At 55.8% G+C, this 17,681-nt stretch carries 18 protein-coding genes; 4 read left to right on the top strand and 14 right to left on the bottom strand.

The features are described 5' to 3' along the window. Positions 1–342: 342 nt before the first annotated feature. Positions 343–624 (top strand): YjcB family protein, encoded by a 282-nt coding sequence (locus ACOTYH_RS20045; protein WP_003860282.1) that lies wholly within the window; start codon positions 343–345, stop codon positions 622–624. A 60-nt stretch (positions 625–684) separates the two neighbouring features. On the opposite strand, the gene ssb1 is transcribed toward ACOTYH_RS20045, so the two are convergent. After that, positions 685–1,215 (bottom strand): single-stranded DNA-binding protein SSB1, encoded by a 531-nt coding sequence (gene ssb1, locus ACOTYH_RS20050; RefSeq protein WP_063135425.1) that lies wholly within the window; start codon positions 1,213–1,215, stop codon positions 685–687. Between the two features lie 251 nt (positions 1,216–1,466). Here ssb1 and uvrA point away from each other — a divergent pair, with 251 nt between their 5' ends. After that, entirely contained in the window at positions 1,467–4,289 is a 2,823-nt protein-coding gene (uvrA, locus tag ACOTYH_RS20055) for an excinuclease ABC subunit UvrA (RefSeq protein WP_332945745.1), read from the top strand. 3 nt (positions 4,290–4,292) lie between these two features. Here uvrA and ACOTYH_RS20060 read toward each other — a convergent pair whose 3' ends face one another. The 6 genes from ACOTYH_RS20060 to dnaB all read right to left on the bottom strand — a co-directional run bounded on the left by ACOTYH_RS20060 (position 4,293) and on the right by dnaB (position 9,971). Then, the gene (locus ACOTYH_RS20060; protein WP_017382628.1) at positions 4,293–4,646 is read right to left on the bottom strand and encodes an MmcQ/YjbR family DNA-binding protein; all 354 of its coding nucleotides are present in this window, start codon (positions 4,644–4,646) and stop codon (positions 4,293–4,295) included. A gap of 2 nt (positions 4,647–4,648) precedes the next feature. Next, positions 4,649–5,065, bottom strand: a complete 417-nt coding sequence (locus tag ACOTYH_RS20065) for a secondary thiamine-phosphate synthase enzyme YjbQ (protein ID WP_017382627.1) — start codon at positions 5,063–5,065, stop codon at positions 4,649–4,651. Between the two features lie 112 nt (positions 5,066–5,177). Further along, on the bottom strand, positions 5,178–5,891 hold the full coding sequence (gene aphA, locus ACOTYH_RS20070) for an acid phosphatase AphA (protein ID WP_017382626.1): 714 nt from the start codon (positions 5,889–5,891) through the stop codon (positions 5,178–5,180). Between the two features lie 268 nt (positions 5,892–6,159). Next, positions 6,160–7,353, bottom strand: a complete 1,194-nt coding sequence (gene tyrB, locus ACOTYH_RS20075; protein ID WP_017382625.1) for an aromatic amino acid transaminase — start codon at positions 7,351–7,353, stop codon at positions 6,160–6,162. A 109-nt stretch (positions 7,354–7,462) separates the two neighbouring features. After that, positions 7,463–8,542 (bottom strand): alanine racemase, encoded by a 1,080-nt coding sequence (gene alr, locus ACOTYH_RS20080; RefSeq protein ID WP_015570183.1) that lies wholly within the window; start codon positions 8,540–8,542, stop codon positions 7,463–7,465. 16 nt (positions 8,543–8,558) lie between these two features. Further along, complete coding sequence (gene dnaB / locus ACOTYH_RS20085; protein WP_003860298.1) at positions 8,559–9,971, bottom strand: replicative DNA helicase; 1,413 nt, start codon at positions 9,969–9,971, stop codon at positions 8,559–8,561. Positions 9,972–10,031: 60 nt separating this feature from the next. Here dnaB and ACOTYH_RS20090 point away from each other — a divergent pair, with 60 nt between their 5' ends. After that, a complete protein-coding gene (locus ACOTYH_RS20090; protein ID WP_003860300.1) occupies positions 10,032–11,015 on the top strand; it encodes a quinone oxidoreductase in 984 nt (327 codons plus the stop codon). 184 nt (positions 11,016–11,199) lie between these two features. Here ACOTYH_RS20090 and pspG read toward each other — a convergent pair whose 3' ends face one another. The 4 genes from pspG to ACOTYH_RS20110 form a co-directional block, all read right to left on the bottom strand. Then, positions 11,200–11,442, bottom strand: a complete 243-nt coding sequence (gene pspG / locus ACOTYH_RS20095) for an envelope stress response protein PspG (protein ID WP_017382623.1) — start codon at positions 11,440–11,442, stop codon at positions 11,200–11,202. Positions 11,443–11,578: 136 nt separating this feature from the next. Then, positions 11,579–12,574 (bottom strand): tRNA dihydrouridine(20/20a) synthase DusA, encoded by a 996-nt coding sequence (dusA, locus tag ACOTYH_RS20100; RefSeq protein ID WP_045327700.1) that lies wholly within the window; start codon positions 12,572–12,574, stop codon positions 11,579–11,581. 82 nt (positions 12,575–12,656) lie between these two features. Next, complete coding sequence (gene traF / locus ACOTYH_RS20105; protein WP_198920890.1) at positions 12,657–13,943, bottom strand: conjugal transfer protein TraF; 1,287 nt, start codon at positions 13,941–13,943, stop codon at positions 12,657–12,659. A gap of 192 nt (positions 13,944–14,135) precedes the next feature. Further along, a complete protein-coding gene (locus ACOTYH_RS20110) occupies positions 14,136–14,624 on the bottom strand; it encodes a cupin domain-containing protein (protein WP_017382621.1) in 489 nt (162 codons plus the stop codon). 117 nt (positions 14,625–14,741) lie between these two features. On the opposite strand from ACOTYH_RS20110, the gene zur reads away from it, so the two are divergent. Continuing rightward, a complete protein-coding gene (zur, locus tag ACOTYH_RS20115; protein ID WP_006810484.1) occupies positions 14,742–15,254 on the top strand; it encodes a zinc uptake transcriptional repressor Zur in 513 nt (170 codons plus the stop codon). A gap of 47 nt (positions 15,255–15,301) precedes the next feature. Here zur and ACOTYH_RS20120 read toward each other — a convergent pair whose 3' ends face one another. The 3 genes from ACOTYH_RS20120 to lexA all read right to left on the bottom strand — a co-directional run bounded on the left by ACOTYH_RS20120 (position 15,302) and on the right by lexA (position 17,640). Next, positions 15,302–15,511: a CsbD family protein gene (locus ACOTYH_RS20120; protein ID WP_003860314.1), complete on the bottom strand. Its 210-nt coding sequence runs from the start codon at positions 15,509–15,511 to the stop codon at positions 15,302–15,304. 119 nt (positions 15,512–15,630) lie between these two features. After that, positions 15,631–16,968, bottom strand: coding sequence for an MATE family efflux transporter DinF (gene dinF / locus ACOTYH_RS20125; protein ID WP_023302925.1), 1,338 nt, complete (start codon positions 16,966–16,968; stop codon positions 15,631–15,633). 63 nt (positions 16,969–17,031) lie between these two features. Continuing rightward, positions 17,032–17,640, bottom strand: a complete 609-nt coding sequence (gene lexA / locus ACOTYH_RS20130) for a transcriptional repressor LexA (RefSeq protein WP_003860318.1) — start codon at positions 17,638–17,640, stop codon at positions 17,032–17,034. Positions 17,641–17,681 lie beyond the last annotated feature (41 nt).

The following is a 17,681-nucleotide window of genomic DNA, read 5'->3' on the forward strand; positions in this document are numbered from 1 at the left end:
AAGAATACAAAATCCAAAAAAGTCAATTAATTCAATGCGATGAATTATTTTTGCGGGTACATTTATTGTTCCACACAAGCATAATCCATAGATATACTGCTGTAAACGCTATACAGCCGATGGCGTTTTGCAAAGGTTTTACTATCTGGATGAAATAAAAATAAAAATTCCGACCAGACGTCGCTCTGAGCGACGACGATATATTTTCCCCGGCAATAATCCCACTTTTACCTCACGCGGATACTGGCGAATAAAACAGCAAATGTGATATAGTTCACGCATCTTATGTAACGAGAAACATTGTTTCATTCCAGTTCGTCTGTTTTGTCGAGGATGGGTTTTATGGCAACCATTACCACCAGCATGGTGCTCCTGCGCTGGCCGTTGTTGAGCGCGGTTTTGATGTTCCTGGCCAGCACGTTAAACATTCAGTTTCGAAAGTCCGACTACGCAGGTCTTGCTGTGATTAGCACCCTGTTAGGGTTGGGCGCCGCATGCTGGTTCGCGACAGGTTTGCTTGGCATTACGCTGGTAGACATTGCCGCCGTCTGGGAAAACATTAAAGTGGTGATGGTTGAAGCCATGAGCCACACTCCGCCAGACTGGCCGATGGTGATTACCTGATAGCCTGTTATAAAAAACCCAGACACTGTCTGGGTTTTTTGTTTTTCACGCGTCTGGATATCAGAACGGGATATCGTCGTCGAAATCCATTGGCGGTTCGTTAGACGGTGCCGGAGCAGACTGCTGCTGCGGACGGGACTGCGCGCCGCCGCTGAACTGGTTGCCGCCCTGAGGCTGCTGAGGCTGACCCCAACCACCCTGCTGCTGATTCTGACCGCCACCTACCGGTGCGCCACCGCCCTGACGGCCACCCAGCATTTGCATGGTGCCGCCCACGTTCACCACCACTTCCGTGGTGTACTTCTCAGCGCCGGATTGGTCGGTCCATTTGCGGGTACGCAGCTGGCCTTCGATATAGACCTGAGAACCTTTACGCAGATACTCACCGGCCACTTCGGCCAGTTTGCCAAACAGCACAACGCGGTGCCATTCGGTCTGCTCTTTCATTTCTCCGGTCGCTTTATCACGCCAGGATTCGGAAGTAGCCAGCGTAATGTTGGCAACTGCGCCACCACTCGGCATGTAGCGTACTTCCGGGTCCTGGCCCAGATTACCGACGAGAATCACCTTGTTTACGCCTCTGCTGGCCATGTTCGTGTCTCCTGAATACGTTTCTTAATAGTGTAAACGCGCGAGTGTACCATTTCCATGCTGCACTTTGATAGTTGCGTAGCACGTTCCAGAGTTCTCCCGCGAACTCGACATTGTTACACAGTGAATCAGAAAATGCATTCCAATACTGTATATTCAAACAGGTCATTTTGTGTCATAATTAGCCGTTTCTGACAGCCGTTTGTCCTTCAAACAAATCAGGCAATCCGTGTTCCAACCGGGAAAGGTGAATGGATAAGATCGAAGTTCGGGGCGCCCGCACCCATAATCTCAAGAATATCAACCTCATAATCCCTCGCGACAAACTCATCGTCGTGACCGGGCTTTCGGGGTCTGGCAAATCCTCACTGGCTTTCGACACTTTGTATGCCGAAGGACAGCGTCGTTACGTTGAATCGCTCTCGGCGTACGCGCGTCAGTTCCTGTCGCTGATGGAAAAACCGGATGTCGACCACATTGAAGGGTTGTCCCCTGCTATCTCCATTGAGCAGAAATCCACATCGCATAACCCGCGCTCCACGGTCGGTACCATTACCGAAATCCATGACTACCTGCGTCTGCTGTATGCGCGCGTGGGCGAGCCGCGCTGCCCGGATCACGATGTCCCGCTGGCGGCACAAACCGTGAGCCAGATGGTGGATAACGTGCTGTCGCAGCCGGAAGGCAAACGCCTGATGCTGCTGGCGCCGATCATTAAAGAGCGTAAGGGCGAGCACACCAAAACGCTGGAGAACCTGGCAAGCCAGGGCTATATCCGCGCCCGTATCGACGGTGAAGTGTGTGACCTGTCGGATCCGCCAAGGCTGGAGCTGCAAAAGAAACACACCATCGAAGTGGTGATTGACCGCTTTAAGGTACGTGAAGATCTGGCGACGCGTCTGGCGGAGTCCTTTGAAACGGCGCTGGAACTGTCGGGCGGCACGGCCGTGGTCTCCGATATGGACGACCCGAAAGCGGAAGAGCTGCTCTTCTCCGCCAACTTCGCCTGTCCGATTTGCGGCTACAGCATGCGCGAGCTGGAACCGCGCCTGTTCTCGTTCAACAACCCGGCGGGCGCGTGCCCGACCTGTGACGGCCTGGGCGTTCAGCAGTATTTCGACCCGGACCGTGTGATCCAAAACCCGGAACTGTCGCTGGCGGGTGGCGCTATTCGCGGCTGGGATAAGCGTAATTTTTACTACTTCCAGATGCTGAAATCGCTGGCTGAGCACTATAAGTTCGACGTTGAAGCCCCGTGGGCCAGCCTGAGCGCGAACGTACATAAAGTGATCCTGTTCGGTTCCGGCAAAGAGAATATTGAGTTCAAGTACATGAACGATCGCGGTGACACTTCCGTGCGTCGCCACCCGTTCGAAGGGGTGTTGCACAACATGGAGCGCCGCTACAAAGAGACCGAATCCAGCGCGGTGCGTGAGGAGCTGGCGAAGTTCATCAGCAACCGCTCCTGCGCCACCTGCGAGGGTACACGTCTGCGTCGCGAAGCGCGTCACGTGTTTGTCGAAAACACGGCGCTGCCGACCATCTCAGACATGAGCATCGGCCACGCGATGGACTTCTTCAACAACCTGAAGCTCTCCGGACAGCGCGCGAAAATCGCTGAAAAAGTGCTGAAAGAGATCGGCGATCGCCTCAAGTTCCTCGTGAACGTCGGTCTGAACTACCTGACGCTTTCCCGCTCGGCTGAAACGCTGTCCGGCGGTGAAGCCCAGCGTATCCGTCTGGCGAGCCAGATTGGCGCGGGCTTAGTCGGCGTGATGTACGTGCTGGATGAGCCGTCTATCGGCCTGCACCAGCGCGACAACGAACGCCTGCTCGGCACGCTGGTTCACCTGCGTAACCTCGGCAACACGGTAATCGTGGTCGAGCACGACGAAGATGCGATCCGCGCCGCGGACCACGTGATCGACATCGGCCCGGGCGCTGGCGTGCACGGCGGACAGGTGGTGGCGGAAGGGACGCTGAAAGACATTATGGCGGTGCCCGAATCGCTGACCGGTCAGTACATGAGCGGCAAGCGCAAAATTGAAGTGCCGAAACAGCGCGTGGCGGCGAACCCGGAAAAAGTGCTGAAGCTGACCGGCGCGCGCGGCAACAACCTGAAGGACGTGACCCTGACACTGCCTGTCGGGCTGTTTACCTGCATCACCGGCGTGTCCGGTTCCGGTAAATCGACGCTGATCAACGATACGCTGTTCCCGATTGCGCAGACGGCGCTGAACGGCGCGACGCTGGCCGAGCCTGCGCCGTACCGCGACATTCAGGGGCTGGAGCATTTCGACAAGGTTATCGACATCGATCAGAGCCCGATTGGCCGTACGCCGCGTTCCAACCCGGCGACCTATACCGGCGTCTTTACGCCCGTACGTGAACTCTTTGCCGGCGTGCCGGAAGCGCGTTCACGCGGCTATACGCCAGGCCGTTTCAGCTTTAACGTGCGCGGCGGCCGCTGTGAAGCGTGCCAGGGCGACGGCGTAATCAAGGTTGAGATGCACTTCCTGCCGGATATCTACGTGCCGTGCGACCAGTGCAAAGGTAAGCGTTATAACCGTGAAACGCTGGAGATTAAGTACAAAGGCAAGACCATCCACGAAGTGCTGGATATGACCATCGAAGAGGCACGCGAGTTCTTTGACGCCGTCCCTGCGCTGGCGCGTAAGCTGCAAACCCTCATGGATGTGGGTCTGACCTATATTCGTCTGGGGCAGTCAGCGACAACGCTGTCCGGCGGTGAAGCGCAGCGCGTGAAGCTGGCGCGTGAGCTGTCCAAACGCGGTACCGGTCAGACGCTGTATATTCTGGATGAGCCGACCACCGGCCTGCACTTTGCGGATATCCAGCAGCTGCTGGACGTGCTGCACCAGCTGCGCGATCAGGGCAACACCATCGTGGTGATTGAGCACAACCTGGACGTGATTAAAACCGCTGACTGGATTGTCGATCTCGGCCCGGAAGGCGGCAGCGGCGGCGGTGAAATCCTCGTCTCCGGTACGCCAGAGACCGTTGCAGAGTGCGAAGCCTCGCACACCGCGCGCTTCCTCAAACCGTTGCTGTAATCGTCACACGGAGAGCTGCTGTCGGATCGTTTCCGGCAGCAGTTCTACCGCCTGTAGATACGACGCATCCACCAGGTAGTAAATTTGCGAATCTGGCAGCGAGCCGTCGAGAAACACCGTACTCCAGTGCGCTTTATTCAGATGCTTACTTGGCCTGACATCATCGTGCTGCTGGCGCAGTAAGTCCGCCAGTTCCGGACTGGTTTTCAGTGATGCCGCAGGCCGCGCATCCACCTCTTTCACCATCGCGAACAGCACATCCCCCACTTTGATCTGCGTGGCTTTCCAGTCGCTGTGAACGCTTTGTTCCGCACCCGGCTTGCTCATGCAGTACTGAAGTATCTCCGAAATTGTCATCTTTATTCCCCTTGTAGCGTTGCGATAATTTTACGCGAACCACCGTGAATGCGATGTTCTCCCAGCCAGATCCCCTGCCACGTTCCCAGCTGTAGCCGTCCGTTGTGGACCGGCAGCATCAGCGAGACGCCCAGCAAAGAGGATTTGATGTGCGAAGGCATATCGTCCGCCCCCTCATAGTCATGCTCATAAGGCGCGTTGTCCGGGACGCTCTTCAGAAAATGGTGCTCCATGTCGGACCGGACGGTGGGATCGCAATTTTCATTGAGCGTGAGAGAAGCAGACGTGTGCTGAAGCAGCAGATGCAGCAAACCCGTTTTGACGCGCGACAGGTCGCGGATTTGCCCGATGACTTCGTCCGTCACAAGGTGAAATCCGCGTGGTTTTGCGCTTAAGGTCAGGGTCTGTTGATACCACATGTGCTGCTCCATTATGAAAGGTGAATATTTCTAAGTGTGCAGCAAGAAAGCGAAAGGTAAAACCCGCGCAGCGAGATTTGCTTAAAAAAGCATTCACCCCGCCGTTAATACATCAGTATTCAGAGTTAACGATCACCTCTTCACCAAATTTTCCGGCCATCGGCAGCGGTCGGTAGGTGGAGTTCGAGGCGCGTAGCACCCTGATGCCTCTGGCCCCCACGTCTTGCGCCGCGGTGATGTCGTTATCTGAATCCCCGTAGAACACTTTGATATTTTTCTTTTCCAGCCACTGGGTTTTGGTGTTTTGCCCTTCCTGGTCCCCGGCAAAAATGACCGGGTTCATGCTGGCCGCCGGGATCAGGAAATCATCCTGTAGCGTTTTCGAGACGGTTTCGGTTTTGGTCTGGCTACGTCCGGTCACGAAGTAAATGCTGTCGCCGCGCTTTACGTGCATGGCGATCAGCGCGCGGGCAACCTCTTTCGGGATACTGAACTCATCCCAGCCGTTGTTCATCTTTTCCCAGAATTCCGGGTTTTTCAGATAGGCTTCGCTGTCCGGGGAGTACGTTTTTTTGCCGCGCCAGAAACCGGGGCTGGAGAAGAGAACGGTATCGTCAATATCGAAGCCCACGGCTATCGGCGGGCGACCCGTCAGGCTATTTTCGATTTGTGCCACTGAAACCCAGTGAATGGGGGCCTGTTCGGCAAGAATGGCGGCGGTAGTGCCGGTGTAAAGCGGCGTGGGTGCAGAAGCCCGTGCAACAACGGCGCTATTAAGCGAGAACAATAAGCAGGCGGCGCTGAGCGCCAGTGTGATCTTGCGCATATTTTCCCCTGAATATTCAGTTTGTTATCTTTTTATTTTGAGCGGATGGTCAAAAAACTATCCGACCATAACCCCAGCGGTAGGGGAAGGAAAGGAGTTTTTACTTATGGAGCTGAATAAAAAGAAGACGATCACAAAGCGCAGAAGAAACGTGTAGGTCCGGGAAGCGAAGCGCCACCGGGCAATGACTGGCACCGGCGCGAACAAAAAAGCCGGGTGGCGGCTACGCCTTGCCCGGCCTACATACAGTATGCAAGTAAGTGAATGCTTACATTACGGATGCAAACGCCTGCGCCACGCGCTGGACGTTGCTGGCATTCAGACCCGCCACGCACATACGGCCGCTGGCGATCAGGTAGACACCGAACTCTTCGCGCAGGCGATCGACCTGCGCTGCGCTCAGTCCGGTGTAGCTGAACATCCCGCGTTGCTTGAGAAGATAATCAAAGTTATGCCCAGGCACGGCCTCTTTCAGGACGTTAACCAGCTCCTGACGCATCGACAGGATGCGCTTACGCATCGCTTCCACTTCCGCAAGCCAGGACGCTTTCAGCGTTTCGTCACCGAGAACTGTCGCCACCACCTGCGCACCAAAGTTCGGCGGGCTGGAGTAGATCCGGCGGACCGTCGCTTTCAGCTGACCGAGTACGCGTCCCGCGGCTTCGGCGTCTTCACACACCACGGACAGGCCGCCAACGCGCTCGCCGTACAGGGAGAAGATTTTTGAGAACGAGTTGCTGACCAGAGCGGGAAGCCCCGCGCTGGCAATCGCGCGAATGGCGTAGGCGTCTTCCTCCATGCCCGCGCCAAAGCCCTGATAGGCGATGTCGAGGAACGGGATCAGGTTACGCGCCTTCAGTATCTCGATCACCGCATCCCACTGGGCATTGGTGAGGTCCGCACCGGTCGGGTTATGGCAGCACGGATGCAGCAATACGATACTGCGCTCCGGCAGGGTGTTCAGTTTTTCCAGCAGCGCATCAACGCGCACGCCGTTGGTTTCGCTGTCGAACCACGGATAGGTCGCCACCTTAAAGCCCGCGCCCTCGAAGATCGCAACGTGGTTTTCCCACGTCGGGTCGCTGACCCACACGCCGGAATCCGGGAAGTACTTTTTCAGGAAATCTGCGCCTACCTTCAGCGCACCCGAGCCACCCAGCGTCTGGATAGTCGCCACGCGCTTTTGCGCGAGCACCGCGTGGTCCGCACCAAACAGCAGCGGCGCGATAGTGTTGCGGTAGGTGTTTAATCCTTCCATCGGCAGATAAAGCGAAGCACCGTGCGGGGTTGCGTTCAGACGCGCTTCAGCTTCGGCAACGGCTTTCAACTGAGGAATGATGCCGTCTTCGTTGTAGTAAAGACCAATGCTGAGGTTCACTTTGTCGCTGCGAGGATCTTCTTTGAAACGCTCCATCAAGGAGAGGATAGGGTCGCCGGCGTAGGCGTCTACTTTCTGAAACACGCGATGTTCTCCGGATTATTATGAGGCAGGGCATTCAACAATAAACCGGAAGCGGAAGAAGATCGAGGGGATGTTAACAGAAGCGGGATGCATCGCATCCCGCTCATGCTTAGTCGACGTATTTCATTGCGACCCTTGAGGTAAGGCGCGTGATAAGTTCGTAAGCACTCACTTTTGTTATTTCAGCAATACGCTCTACCGGCAGGCCTTCACCCCACATCACCGCATCGTCCCCCGCTTTATCCTGCGCGTCGGGCCCAAGATCAACACAAATCATGTCCATCGCCACGCGACCGACAATCTTGACTTCGCGTCCATTGACCAGCACCGGCGTCCCCGTTGGCGCGGCGCGGGGATAGCCGTCGCCGTAGCCCATCGCCACCACGCCAAGACGCGTGTCGTGCTCGCTGGTCCAGGTGCCGCCGTAACCCACCGGCTCTCCCGCTTTGTGCTCACGCACGGCAATCAGCTTTGAAACCAGCGACATAACCGGCTTAAAGCCAAAGTCCGGCCCCCAGGGTTTGTTCTCCAGCGGCGAAACGCCATAAAGAATGATGCCCGGACGCGCCCAGTCGAAGTGCGACTGCGGCCATAGCAGGATCCCGCCGGACGCCGCAATGGAGCGCATCCCCGGTTTGCCTTCGCAGAAGGTGTTGAAGATATCAAGCTGCTGTTCCGTTGCGCCGCATTCAGGCTCATCGGCGCGGGCAAAGTGGCTGACGATATTCACTGGCTGACGCACATTTTTGCACTGACTCAGACGCTGATAAAACGCCTCCGCGCTTTCCGGCCGCACGCCCAGACGGTGCATGCCCGTGTCGAGCTTCATCCAGACGGTGACCGGCTCGCTCAGTTCAGCCGTTTCCAGCGCGGCCAGCTGTTCTTCGTTATGCACCGCCGTGTGCAGGTGCTGATCGGCAATGGTCGGCAGGTCCGAGGCTTCAAAAAAGCCTTCCAGGAGCAGTATCGGTTGTGTAATTCCACCTGCGCGCAGGCGGAGAGCTTCTTCGAGACGGGCGACGCCAAAAGCGTCGGCATCGGGGAGCGTTCGCGCGGTCTCAAGAAGACCGTGTCCGTAAGCGTTCGCTTTCACGACTGCAACGAGCTTACTGGCGGGCGCCAGTTCTCGCAGACGTTGCAGGTTGTGTCGCAGAGCGCGGCGGTTAATAACAACAGTTGCCGCTTGCATTTGAATTCCTTAGAAATTACTCATCATCATATTGAGGACCGGCATAGTTGTCGAAACGCGACCACTGGCCGTTAAAGGTCAGACGTACCGTACCGATGGGGCCGTTACGTTGCTTACCAATAATAATTTCGGCGATCCCTTTCAGATCGCTGTTCTCGTGATAAACCTCATCACGGTAGATGAACATGATTAAGTCGGCATCCTGCTCGATGGAGCCGGATTCACGCAGGTCGGAGTTGACCGGGCGCTTGTCTGCACGTTGTTCCAGAGAGCGGTTAAGCTGCGATAGCGCCACCACCGGCACGTGCAGCTCTTTGGCTAACGCCTTGAGCGAGCGGGAAATCTCGGCAATCTCCAGCGTACGATTGTCGGAAAGCGACGGAACGCGCATCAGCTGAAGGTAGTCGATCATGATGAGGCCGATACCACCGTGTTCACGGGCGATACGGCGCGCGCGGGAGCGCACTTCCGTCGGCGTCAGGCCGGAGGAGTCATCGATATAGATGTTCCGTTTTTCCAGCAAAATCCCCATGGTGCCCGAGATGCGCGCCCAGTCCTCATCGTCCAGCTGACCGGTACGGATGCGGGTCTGATCCACACGCGACAGGGACGCCAGAGAACGCATCATGATCTGTTCAGAGGGCATCTCAAGACTGAAGATAAGCACCGGCTTATCCTGCAACATCGCCGCGTTTTCGACGAGGTTCATCGCAAATGTCGTTTTACCCATCGACGGACGCGCCGCGACGATAATCAAATCCGATGGCTGAAGACCTGCCGTTTTCTTGTTGAGATCGTCATAACCGGTGTTCACCCCCGTCACGCCATCGTGCGGCTGCTGGAAAAGCTGCTCAATACGCGCAACCGTGGCGTCGAGCACATCGGCGATATTTTTCGGGCCTTCGTCTTTGTTCGCACGGCTTTCGGCGATTTTAAAGACGCGGGATTCCGCCAGGTCGAGCAGATCTTCGCTGGTACGCCCCTGGGGATCGAAACCAGCCTCGGCGATCTCATTCGCCACCGAGATCATCTCGCGGACAACGGCACGTTCACGAACGATATCAGCGTAAGCGCTGATGTTCGCGGCACTTGGCGTGTTTTTTGACAGTTCTGCCAGATAGGCAAATCCGCCGACGCTGTCGAGCTGTCCCAGACGCTCCAGCGATTCTGCGAGCGTAATCAGGTCGATAGGGCTGCCCGACTCCTGCAAACGCGCCATTTCCGTAAAGATGTGGCGGTGCGGGCGGGTATAGAAGTCTTCCGCGACAACGCGCTCGGCGACGTCGTCCCAGCGTTCGTTATCCAGCATTAAACCGCCCAACACCGACTGTTCCGCTTCAATCGAGTGCGGCGGGACTTTTAACCCGGCGACCTGATAATCACGCTCACGAGGTTCAGTCTGTTTGTTGAAGGGTTTGTTTCCTGCCATAGTGAATGGAGTTACCGAGATAAAGAGTGGGTCGAAAGATTACCACATTCTGGAGGAAGCATGGCAACACGTATTGAATTTCACAAGCATGGTGGCCCTGACGTACTCAAAGCGGTGGAATTTACCCCCGCTGCGCCTGGCGAGAACGAAATCCAGGTGGAAAACAAAGCGATCGGCATTAACTACATCGATACCTATATTCGCGGCGGCCTCTACCCGCCTCCGTCGATGCCGAGCGGACTGGGCACCGAGGCGGCCGGTATCGTCAGCAAAGTGGGCAGCGCGGTTAAGCACATTAAGGAAGGCGATCGCGTGGTGTACGCGCAGTCGGCGCTGGGCGCTTACAGCTCCATCCATAACGTTCCGGCCGAGAAAGCGGCGCTTCTGCCAAATGCGATCGGCTTCGAGCAGGCTGCCGCCTCATTCCTGAAAGGGCTGACGGTCTATTATCTGCTGCGCAAAACCTACGAAATTAAGCCTGACGAGCAATTCCTGTTTCACGCAGCCGCAGGTGGCGTGGGGCTGATTGCCTGCCAGTGGGCGAAAGCCCTGGGCGCGAAGCTGATCGGCACCACAGGCAGCGCGCAAAAAGCGCAGCGCGCGCTGGACGCGGGCGCATGGCAGGTGATCAACTACCGGGAAGAGAGCATCGTTGAGCGGCTGAAAGAGATCACTGGCGGCAAAAAGGTCCGCGTGGTGTATGACTCGGTGGGGAAAGACACCTGGGAATCTTCGCTGGACTGCCTGCAACGTCGCGGGCTGATGGTGAGCTTCGGTAACGCCTCCGGGGCAGTCACCGGCGTCAACCTGGGCATTCTGAATCAGAAAGGGTCACTGTACGTCACTCGCCCTTCCCTGCAAGGTTACATCACCAACCGGGAAGAACTTGAGGAAGCCAGCAACGAGCTGTTCTCGCTGATCGCCAGTGGGGTAATTAAAGTGGATGTGGCAGAGGCGCAGAAATATCCGCTGACCGATGCGCAGCGCGCGCATGAGGTGCTGGAGAGCCGGGCAACGCAGGGATCAAGTCTGTTAATTCCCTGAGCCATAAAAAGAAATTGGGCTTCCCGTGGGAAGCCCTTTCTTTTTTTAGTTCGGCTGTATGTAGGGTACAGCTCGATGAATTCTTTAGCGGCAGCCATAGTGACAGATTCGATAAGTAAATCCTATTCTGTTCTAAGGATTGCTGCCGGAAAAGTTGCAGGTATGTGACGTACCCCTCAATACCTTAGTAACGGAAGCGGTTATTACGCTGATAAGTGGGCAGTTTTGGTGATTTAATCGCCCGTATCGCCCATACCACCGCAATCGCCAGAAGTAACCACGGCAAGAGTTTAATCGTCAGGGCAAATAAACCGCCAACAAACATCACCACCGTGGCCACTACGAGCGCGGCCAGGATACCGAGCAGCGATACGCCCGTGACCATCAGCATGATAAAGAAGCCAATCACAAAAAGTAGTTCCAGCATGGTGCTTTCCCACGAGTTCCCGAATGATGCTGCGATCGTTACAAGAAACATGCCAAAAATAAGTCATTGTTCTGAAAGCAAAACGCCCCGCAATGTCTTGCAGGGCGTGGCGTATTTGACCATCTTTTAGCGAAATTTAACGTTTATCCGCAACCAGACGCAGCGCGTGTTCCAGGACCTCAATATCCGCACCGGCCTTATGCGCGTTCTCGCTGAGATAACGACGCCACTGGCGCGCGCCAGGAATGCCCTGGAACAGGCCAAGCATATGGCGGGTAATGTGGCCCAGATAGGTACCATTACTCAGCTCGCGCTCAATGTACGGATACATGGCGCGCACTACTGCCACGGGATCGGTGTCAGCACCGTCAACGCCAAAGATTTCCCGGTCAACCGTCGCCAGAATGCCCGGATTCTGATACGCCTCGCGTCCGACCATCACGCCATCCATATGTTCGAGATGCGCTTTGGCCTCGTCCAGCGACGTAATACCGCCGTTGATCGACATGGTCAGGTGCGGGAAGTCGCGTTTTAGCTGGTACACGCGCGGGTAGTCCAGCGGCGGGATCTCGCGGTTTTCTTTCGGGCTGAGGCCAGAGAGCCAGGCTTTACGGGCGTGGATGATAAACATCTCGCATTCACCCTTCCCTGATACGGTGTTGATGAAATCACACAGGAACTCGTAGCTGTCCTGGTCGTCTATGCCGATACGGGTTTTGACCGTGACCGGGATAGAGACGACGTCGCGCATCGCTTTGATACAGTCCGCCACCAGATGTGCATTACCCATCAGACACGCGCCGAACATACCGTTTTGCACACGGTCGGACGGGCAACCTACGTTGAGGTTAATCTCGTCATAGCCGCGTTCTTCAGCCAGCTTCGCGCACTGCGCCAGCGCAGCCGGATCGCTGCCACCCAGTTGCAGCGCAACCGGATGCTCCTCTTCGCTGTACGCCAGATAATCGCCCTTGCCGTGAATAATTGCGCCGGTAGTGACCATTTCGGTGTACAGCAGCGTATGGCGGGAGAGCTGGCGCAGGAAATAGCGGCAGTGTCTGTCCGTCCAGTCAAGCATTGGCGCAATGGAGAAACGGTGTGCAGGGAAAGCGGTCTGGAGTTCTGACGACATGGCGAAGTTTTAAGCATCTGGTGGAAAAGGGGCGCTACTATAGCACAAAGAAAAGCCGGAGGCGCAGCGCCTCCGGTGTACTTTAGAACGTCATGCTCAACTGTGCCCCTGCGCCCCAGGTCTCGTCTTCGCCATAAAGCCCCATCAGGTCAACGTGGACGGAGTTGAACGGCGCGAAACCGACACCGCCGGTAAAGACGTTGCTGTCGTTCCCTTTCATATCCGCACGATAACCGGCGCGTACTGCCAGCCAGCTCAGTGGCGTGACTTCGGCACCAACGCCAACGTACTGGGAGGTATCTTCGCTTTTAAAGCCCTTGGTTTCGGTCAGATCGCCATCTGCGGTCAGCGTGACCAGATCGTTGTGCCAGGCGGCCCCGGCAGTGACCAGCGGACGGATCTGATAAGTGTCTTTATAACTCACCACCTCTCCCGTACGCCCGTTGCGGATGCGGATATCTTTGGTATCGATATCGCGCGACATCAGGTTTTGCCCGCTCACGCCGACCGTCCAGTTTTCACCGAAATCAGCAGCAATACCGGCATCGACGTTGAAGCCAGTGTCGTCGGTACGGTAGCGGCTGTCGTTCCACTTATTACTGTCGTAATCGTAGATTGAAGTGGTGTAGTTATAGAGCCAGGTTTTTTGCAGCTTCGGCGTGACGCCAACGGAAACCGGAACGCCGCCAAGATCGAACTGACGGGCCACCGCAATACCGTAGTCGGACACAATCGCCGCCCGACCAGACGCCGTAGAGTTAAGGTTTTTGGTGATCTGATCGGTACCGTTTAGCGCGGCATCCAGCGCCACACCGGCAGCCACCGCATCGCTTCGTTGTATACCGCGCAGATAATCAATGTCCTGCTGATCGATTGAAGAGCTGACCCGGCCATGGGCATAGCCTTTTGCCATAAAGGCCACGGAAAGAATATCGTTAGGGATACTGACGGCAATCCCCGCCCCTGCGGTGGCGTGTGCGGTCTTGCCTTTCAGGTAGTCCAGTTCATCAGCGAGATCTTTCGCTGCGCCCTGGAACTGATTGATCGAACCTAATGGATTGGTGATAACTTCAATGGGGGTCAGACTATCAACCACATCCTTGTAATGATTGATTTTGTCGTTAATGGTATCAATCTCGTCCTGAAGATTGTCTTCATCGGTCACCTGCACGCCAACGGACGGCAAAATGACCGTCACATCATCCTCTGGCTTAGATTTTGCCAGTAACGCGGGGTTGATTAACGCCCCGCTGCCATAGCTCCCTGCCGCGACACCCGTTCCGCCCATTGCGTCGCTACGCGCTTCCGTCCAGGTATTGGCTGCTCCCGCCTGATTTGCCATAAAAAAGGAGACAGCGATGCTAACCATCGAAAATTTAAAATGTTTTTTCACAGTGTGCTCGTAAATAGTTTGTTATTAGTTAACCCTGTCTGTTATCACCCAAACAGGAACGAACTATTGCTGTGAATAAGTGCAAAAAGACCCGCTATTTCCTTAAGTTAAATTCCATCCCGGCCTGTTGTAATATGTGACGACCATCAATATTTATAGAAGAGGAAATTATTTTCGCCCAGGTTTTCCATCGTGCGGCCCAAAAAACTGAGGCGGATGGTCGACCCAGCGGTCTTCGCGCGTCGCGGCATACACCGGATTGAGCGGATAGTAGATGCGGTTATGTTTTTTATTGGCCTCACCCACCACCAGTAAGCGCACCTCTTCATCGGTATTGTTGATAAAGGTGTGACACACGCCCGTCCCGGCTGGAAATCCCACGCTGTCTCCGGGTTCGAGCTTCCATAAATAGCCATTGATCCAGGCCTCAGGGTAACCCTCCAGAACGTAAACAAACTCCTCTTCGTCGCTTTCCGCATGCGGATAAGACGTACGGCGTCCGGGTGGCAGCCGTTCATGGTGAATACCAATGCGGCCGAGACCCAGCCTGCGGGCCAGCGGCGCGCCAACAGAAAAACGTTCGTTACTGTCAGGATACGTTGCGTCATCAGCGCCTTCCACGTCCCGCCAGTGCCGAATACAGTCAGGTCTTTTCATTTTGCGATCTCCTGATTTGCGATGCGTCAGGTATAGCACAGCCTGGCGGATCTCGGTGTTTTTAGCAGAACATGATAAAGTGAATGTTTTCACCCCTTACCATATCCGAGGTGCCCGATGGACAAGTCCACAAAAGAGCTGTTAGCGCAAGCTGAAAAGCTGTGCGCGCAACGCAATGTGCGCCTGACCCCGCAGCGCCTTGAGGTACTGCGTCTGATGAGCCTTCAACAGGGCGCCATCAGCGCCTACGATCTGCTCGATCTGCTGCGTGAAAGCGAGCCGCAGGCAAAACCGCCGACCGTTTATCGGGCGCTGGATTTTCTGCTGGAGCAAGGGTTTGTGCATAAAGTGGAATCAACAAACAGCTATGTGCTGTGCCATCTTTTTGACCAGCCAACTCACACGTCCGCCATGTTTATCTGCGATCGCTGTGGTGTGGTGAAGGAAGAGTGTGCGGAAGGTGTGGAAGATATTATGCATACGCTGGCAGCCAGAATGGGCTTTGCGCTGCGCCATAACGTGATTGAAGCCCACGGCTTATGTTCTGCCTGCGTGGAGGTGGAGTCATGCCGCCATCAGGATGCCTGTCAGCACGATCACTCTATCCTGGTGAAGAAAAAGCCGCGTTAAAGCCAAAGAAAAAGGCGGCTCAGGGCCGCCCTTGGGGATAGTGCCGGTTACCAGCGGTAGTCGTTACGGGTTTCCCAGTCTTTGACTTCATTTTCCGCCTGATCTTTTTCGTAACCGTAGCGCTCCTGGATTTTACCTACCAGCTGATCGCGCTTACCTTCAATGACGGTCATATCGTCATCTGTCAGCTTACCCCACTGTTCTTTCGCTTTACCTTTGAATTGCTTCCAGTTGCCGCCGATTTCGTCTTTATTCATAATCGTGTCCTCGTGTTAAGCGTCTATGAGTATCGTCCGCTTCGTTCTTTTCTGCTGGACGTGATTATTATTGTAGTTAAGGATTCGGCAGTTGTTTTTATATTCGGAATCTTTAACCGTTACGATATATCGTGCGGGGCTGGAAACCAGGTATTGTTTCGCCAGTGACGATGCCAGATAACGGCCAGCGAAAGGCCACGCAGTGAGAGAAACACCGCCAGCGCCAGCCACAGACCATGATTGCCGAGATACGGCAGGGTTAGCAGCGTCAGGCCGAACCCCGCCGCCGCGACGGCCATGCTGTTGCGCATCTCCGCCCCTCGCGTCGCACCAATAAACATGCCGTCCAGCAAATAGCACCACACGCCCACCACCGGTAATACTACCTGCCAGAGGATGTAGCGATCGGCCAGCTCACGTAGCGCGGGCAACGAGGTGAGTAACGCGACAATATGCCCACCAAAACAGGCGTATACCAGAGCAAAGACCAGCGCCACCAGGCCCGCCTGACGACAGGCAGCACGCCAGACTTCGCGTAACTGGCCGCTTTCACGCGCGCCATAGGCCTGCCCTGAATGCGCCTCCACGGCGTAAGCAAAACCATCCAGCGCGTAAGCGGTAAAGGTCAGTAATGTCATAAGCACTGCGTTGACGGCAACGATCTCAGGCCCAAGACGCGCACCAAAAACGGTTAATGCACCAAAGCAGAGTTGCAGCAGAAGCGAACGGAGCATGATGTCGCGATTAAGCGCCAGCAGCTTACGAATGTTGCCGCGCCAGGCCGATTTCAGCAGATCCAGGGTGATACCGCGCATCGCCAGCACGCGCCAGACCATCCCCAAACCGATCAGCAGCGTACCGTACTCGGCAATCGCCGTGGCCAGCGCCGCGCCCCGGACGTTCATGTGCAGCCCCATCACCAGCCAGAGATCGAGCACAATGTTAAGCAGGTTGCCCACCACCAGCAGGATCACCGGCGCGCGGGCGTACTGCACGCCCAGCAGCCAGCCCAGCAGGACCAGGTTTGCCAGTGAAGCGGGCGCGCTGAGCCAGCGAATTTCGAGGAACCGCCGGGCCTGTTCCAGTACGGCATCGCTGCCACCTACAATATGGAGCGCAAGATCAATCAGCGGCGTACGCAACAGAACGATTAACGCGCCGGCACCGAATGCCAGAATGAGCGGCTGAACCAGCGCACGCGCCAGACGCAGAGGATCTTTTGCACCATACGCCTGGGCCGTCAGGCCTGTCGTACTCATGCGCAGAAAAAGCAGCAGCATAAAGAGGAAGCTGGTCGCCGTTGCGCCGATCGCGACGCCGCCGAGATAAATCGGCGAATCGAGATGCCCGATAACCGCCGTATCCACCAGCCCCAGCAGAGGAACGGTAATATTGGAAAAAATCATCGGTAGCGCAAGACGCCACAACGCCTTATCGGCAGAAGTTAGCAATGCCATGGAAATTACCGGAATCAGAAAACAGGCCAGGCTGTAGAGGAACTACAGCCTGTCAGGAAGAGATTACAGCCATTCACCGTTGCGGATAACGCCGACCGCCAGCCCTTCAATAGAGAAGCTCTGCTCGCGGAGATCCACCACAATCGGGGAGAATTCATTATTTTCAGGCAGAAGCTGCACGGTATTGCCTTGTTTTTTCAGGCGCTTAACCGTCACTTCATCATCAATGCGCGCCACCACGACTTGCCCGTTACGCACGTCCTGCGTTTTGTGTACCGCCAGCAGATCGCCATCCAGAATACCGATATCTTTCATGGACATTCCGCTAACGCGCAGCAGGAAATCGGCGCTCGGCTTGAACATGCCTGGGTCAACCTGATAGTGCCCTTCGATGTGCTGCTGCGCCAGCAGAGGTTCACCTGCGGCAACGCGGCCCACCAGCGGAATACCGCTCTCTTCTTCCACAAGCAGACGAATGCCGCGTGAGGCGCCGGAAACAATCTCAATCACGCCCTTACGCGCCAGCGCTTTAAGGTGCTCTTCGGCAGCATTAGGAGAACGGAAGCCCAGACGCTGCGCAATTTCTGCACGCGTGGGTGGCATACCCGTCTGGCCGATATGATCCCGAATGAGATCAAACACCTCTTGCTGCCTGGTCGTTAACGCTTTCATACCGCCCCCTGGGTGTATATACAGTTATGCTGTGAGTATAT

The sequence above is a fragment of the Enterobacter cloacae complex sp. SHL001 genome (assembly GCF_049236825.1).
Classification (GTDB): domain Bacteria; phylum Pseudomonadota; class Gammaproteobacteria; order Enterobacterales; family Enterobacteriaceae; genus Enterobacter; species Enterobacter hormaechei_C.

Bases quoted from the DNA above. Each gene is read 5' to 3' on its own strand.
- ACOTYH_RS20045 (WP_003860282.1), top strand. From the start codon at position 343: ATGGCAACCATTACCACCAGCATGGTGCTCCTGCGCTGGCCGTTGTTG.
- ssb1 (WP_063135425.1), bottom strand. From the start codon at position 1,215: ATGGCCAGCAGAGGCGTAAACAAGGTGATTCTCGTCGGTAATCTGGGC.
- uvrA (WP_332945745.1), top strand. From the start codon at position 1,467: ATGGATAAGATCGAAGTTCGGGGCGCCCGCACCCATAATCTCAAGAAT.
- ACOTYH_RS20060 (WP_017382628.1), bottom strand. From the start codon at position 4,646: ATGACAATTTCGGAGATACTTCAGTACTGCATGAGCAAGCCGGGTGCG.
- ACOTYH_RS20065 (WP_017382627.1), bottom strand. From the start codon at position 5,065: ATGTGGTATCAACAGACCCTGACCTTAAGCGCAAAACCACGCGGATTT.
- aphA (WP_017382626.1), bottom strand. From the start codon at position 5,891: ATGCGCAAGATCACACTGGCGCTCAGCGCCGCCTGCTTATTGTTCTCG.
- alr (WP_015570183.1), bottom strand. From the start codon at position 8,542: ATGCAAGCGGCAACTGTTGTTATTAACCGCCGCGCTCTGCGACACAAC.
- dnaB (WP_003860298.1), bottom strand. From the start codon at position 9,971: ATGGCAGGAAACAAACCCTTCAACAAACAGACTGAACCTCGTGAGCGT.
- ACOTYH_RS20090 (WP_003860300.1), top strand. From the start codon at position 10,032: ATGGCAACACGTATTGAATTTCACAAGCATGGTGGCCCTGACGTACTC.
- pspG (WP_017382623.1), bottom strand. From the start codon at position 11,442: ATGCTGGAACTACTTTTTGTGATTGGCTTCTTTATCATGCTGATGGTC.
- dusA (WP_045327700.1), bottom strand. From the start codon at position 12,574: ATGTCGTCAGAACTCCAGACCGCTTTCCCTGCACACCGTTTCTCCATT.
- traF (WP_198920890.1), bottom strand. From the start codon at position 13,943: ATGGTTAGCATCGCTGTCTCCTTTTTTATGGCAAATCAGGCGGGAGCA.
- ACOTYH_RS20110 (WP_017382621.1), bottom strand. From the start codon at position 14,624: ATGAAAAGACCTGACTGTATTCGGCACTGGCGGGACGTGGAAGGCGCT.
- zur (WP_006810484.1), top strand. From the start codon at position 14,742: ATGGACAAGTCCACAAAAGAGCTGTTAGCGCAAGCTGAAAAGCTGTGC.
- ACOTYH_RS20120 (WP_003860314.1), bottom strand. From the start codon at position 15,511: ATGAATAAAGACGAAATCGGCGGCAACTGGAAGCAATTCAAAGGTAAA.
- dinF (WP_023302925.1), bottom strand. From the start codon at position 16,968: ATGGCATTGCTAACTTCTGCCGATAAGGCGTTGTGGCGTCTTGCGCTA.
- lexA (WP_003860318.1), bottom strand. From the start codon at position 17,640: ATGAAAGCGTTAACGACCAGGCAGCAAGAGGTGTTTGATCTCATTCGG.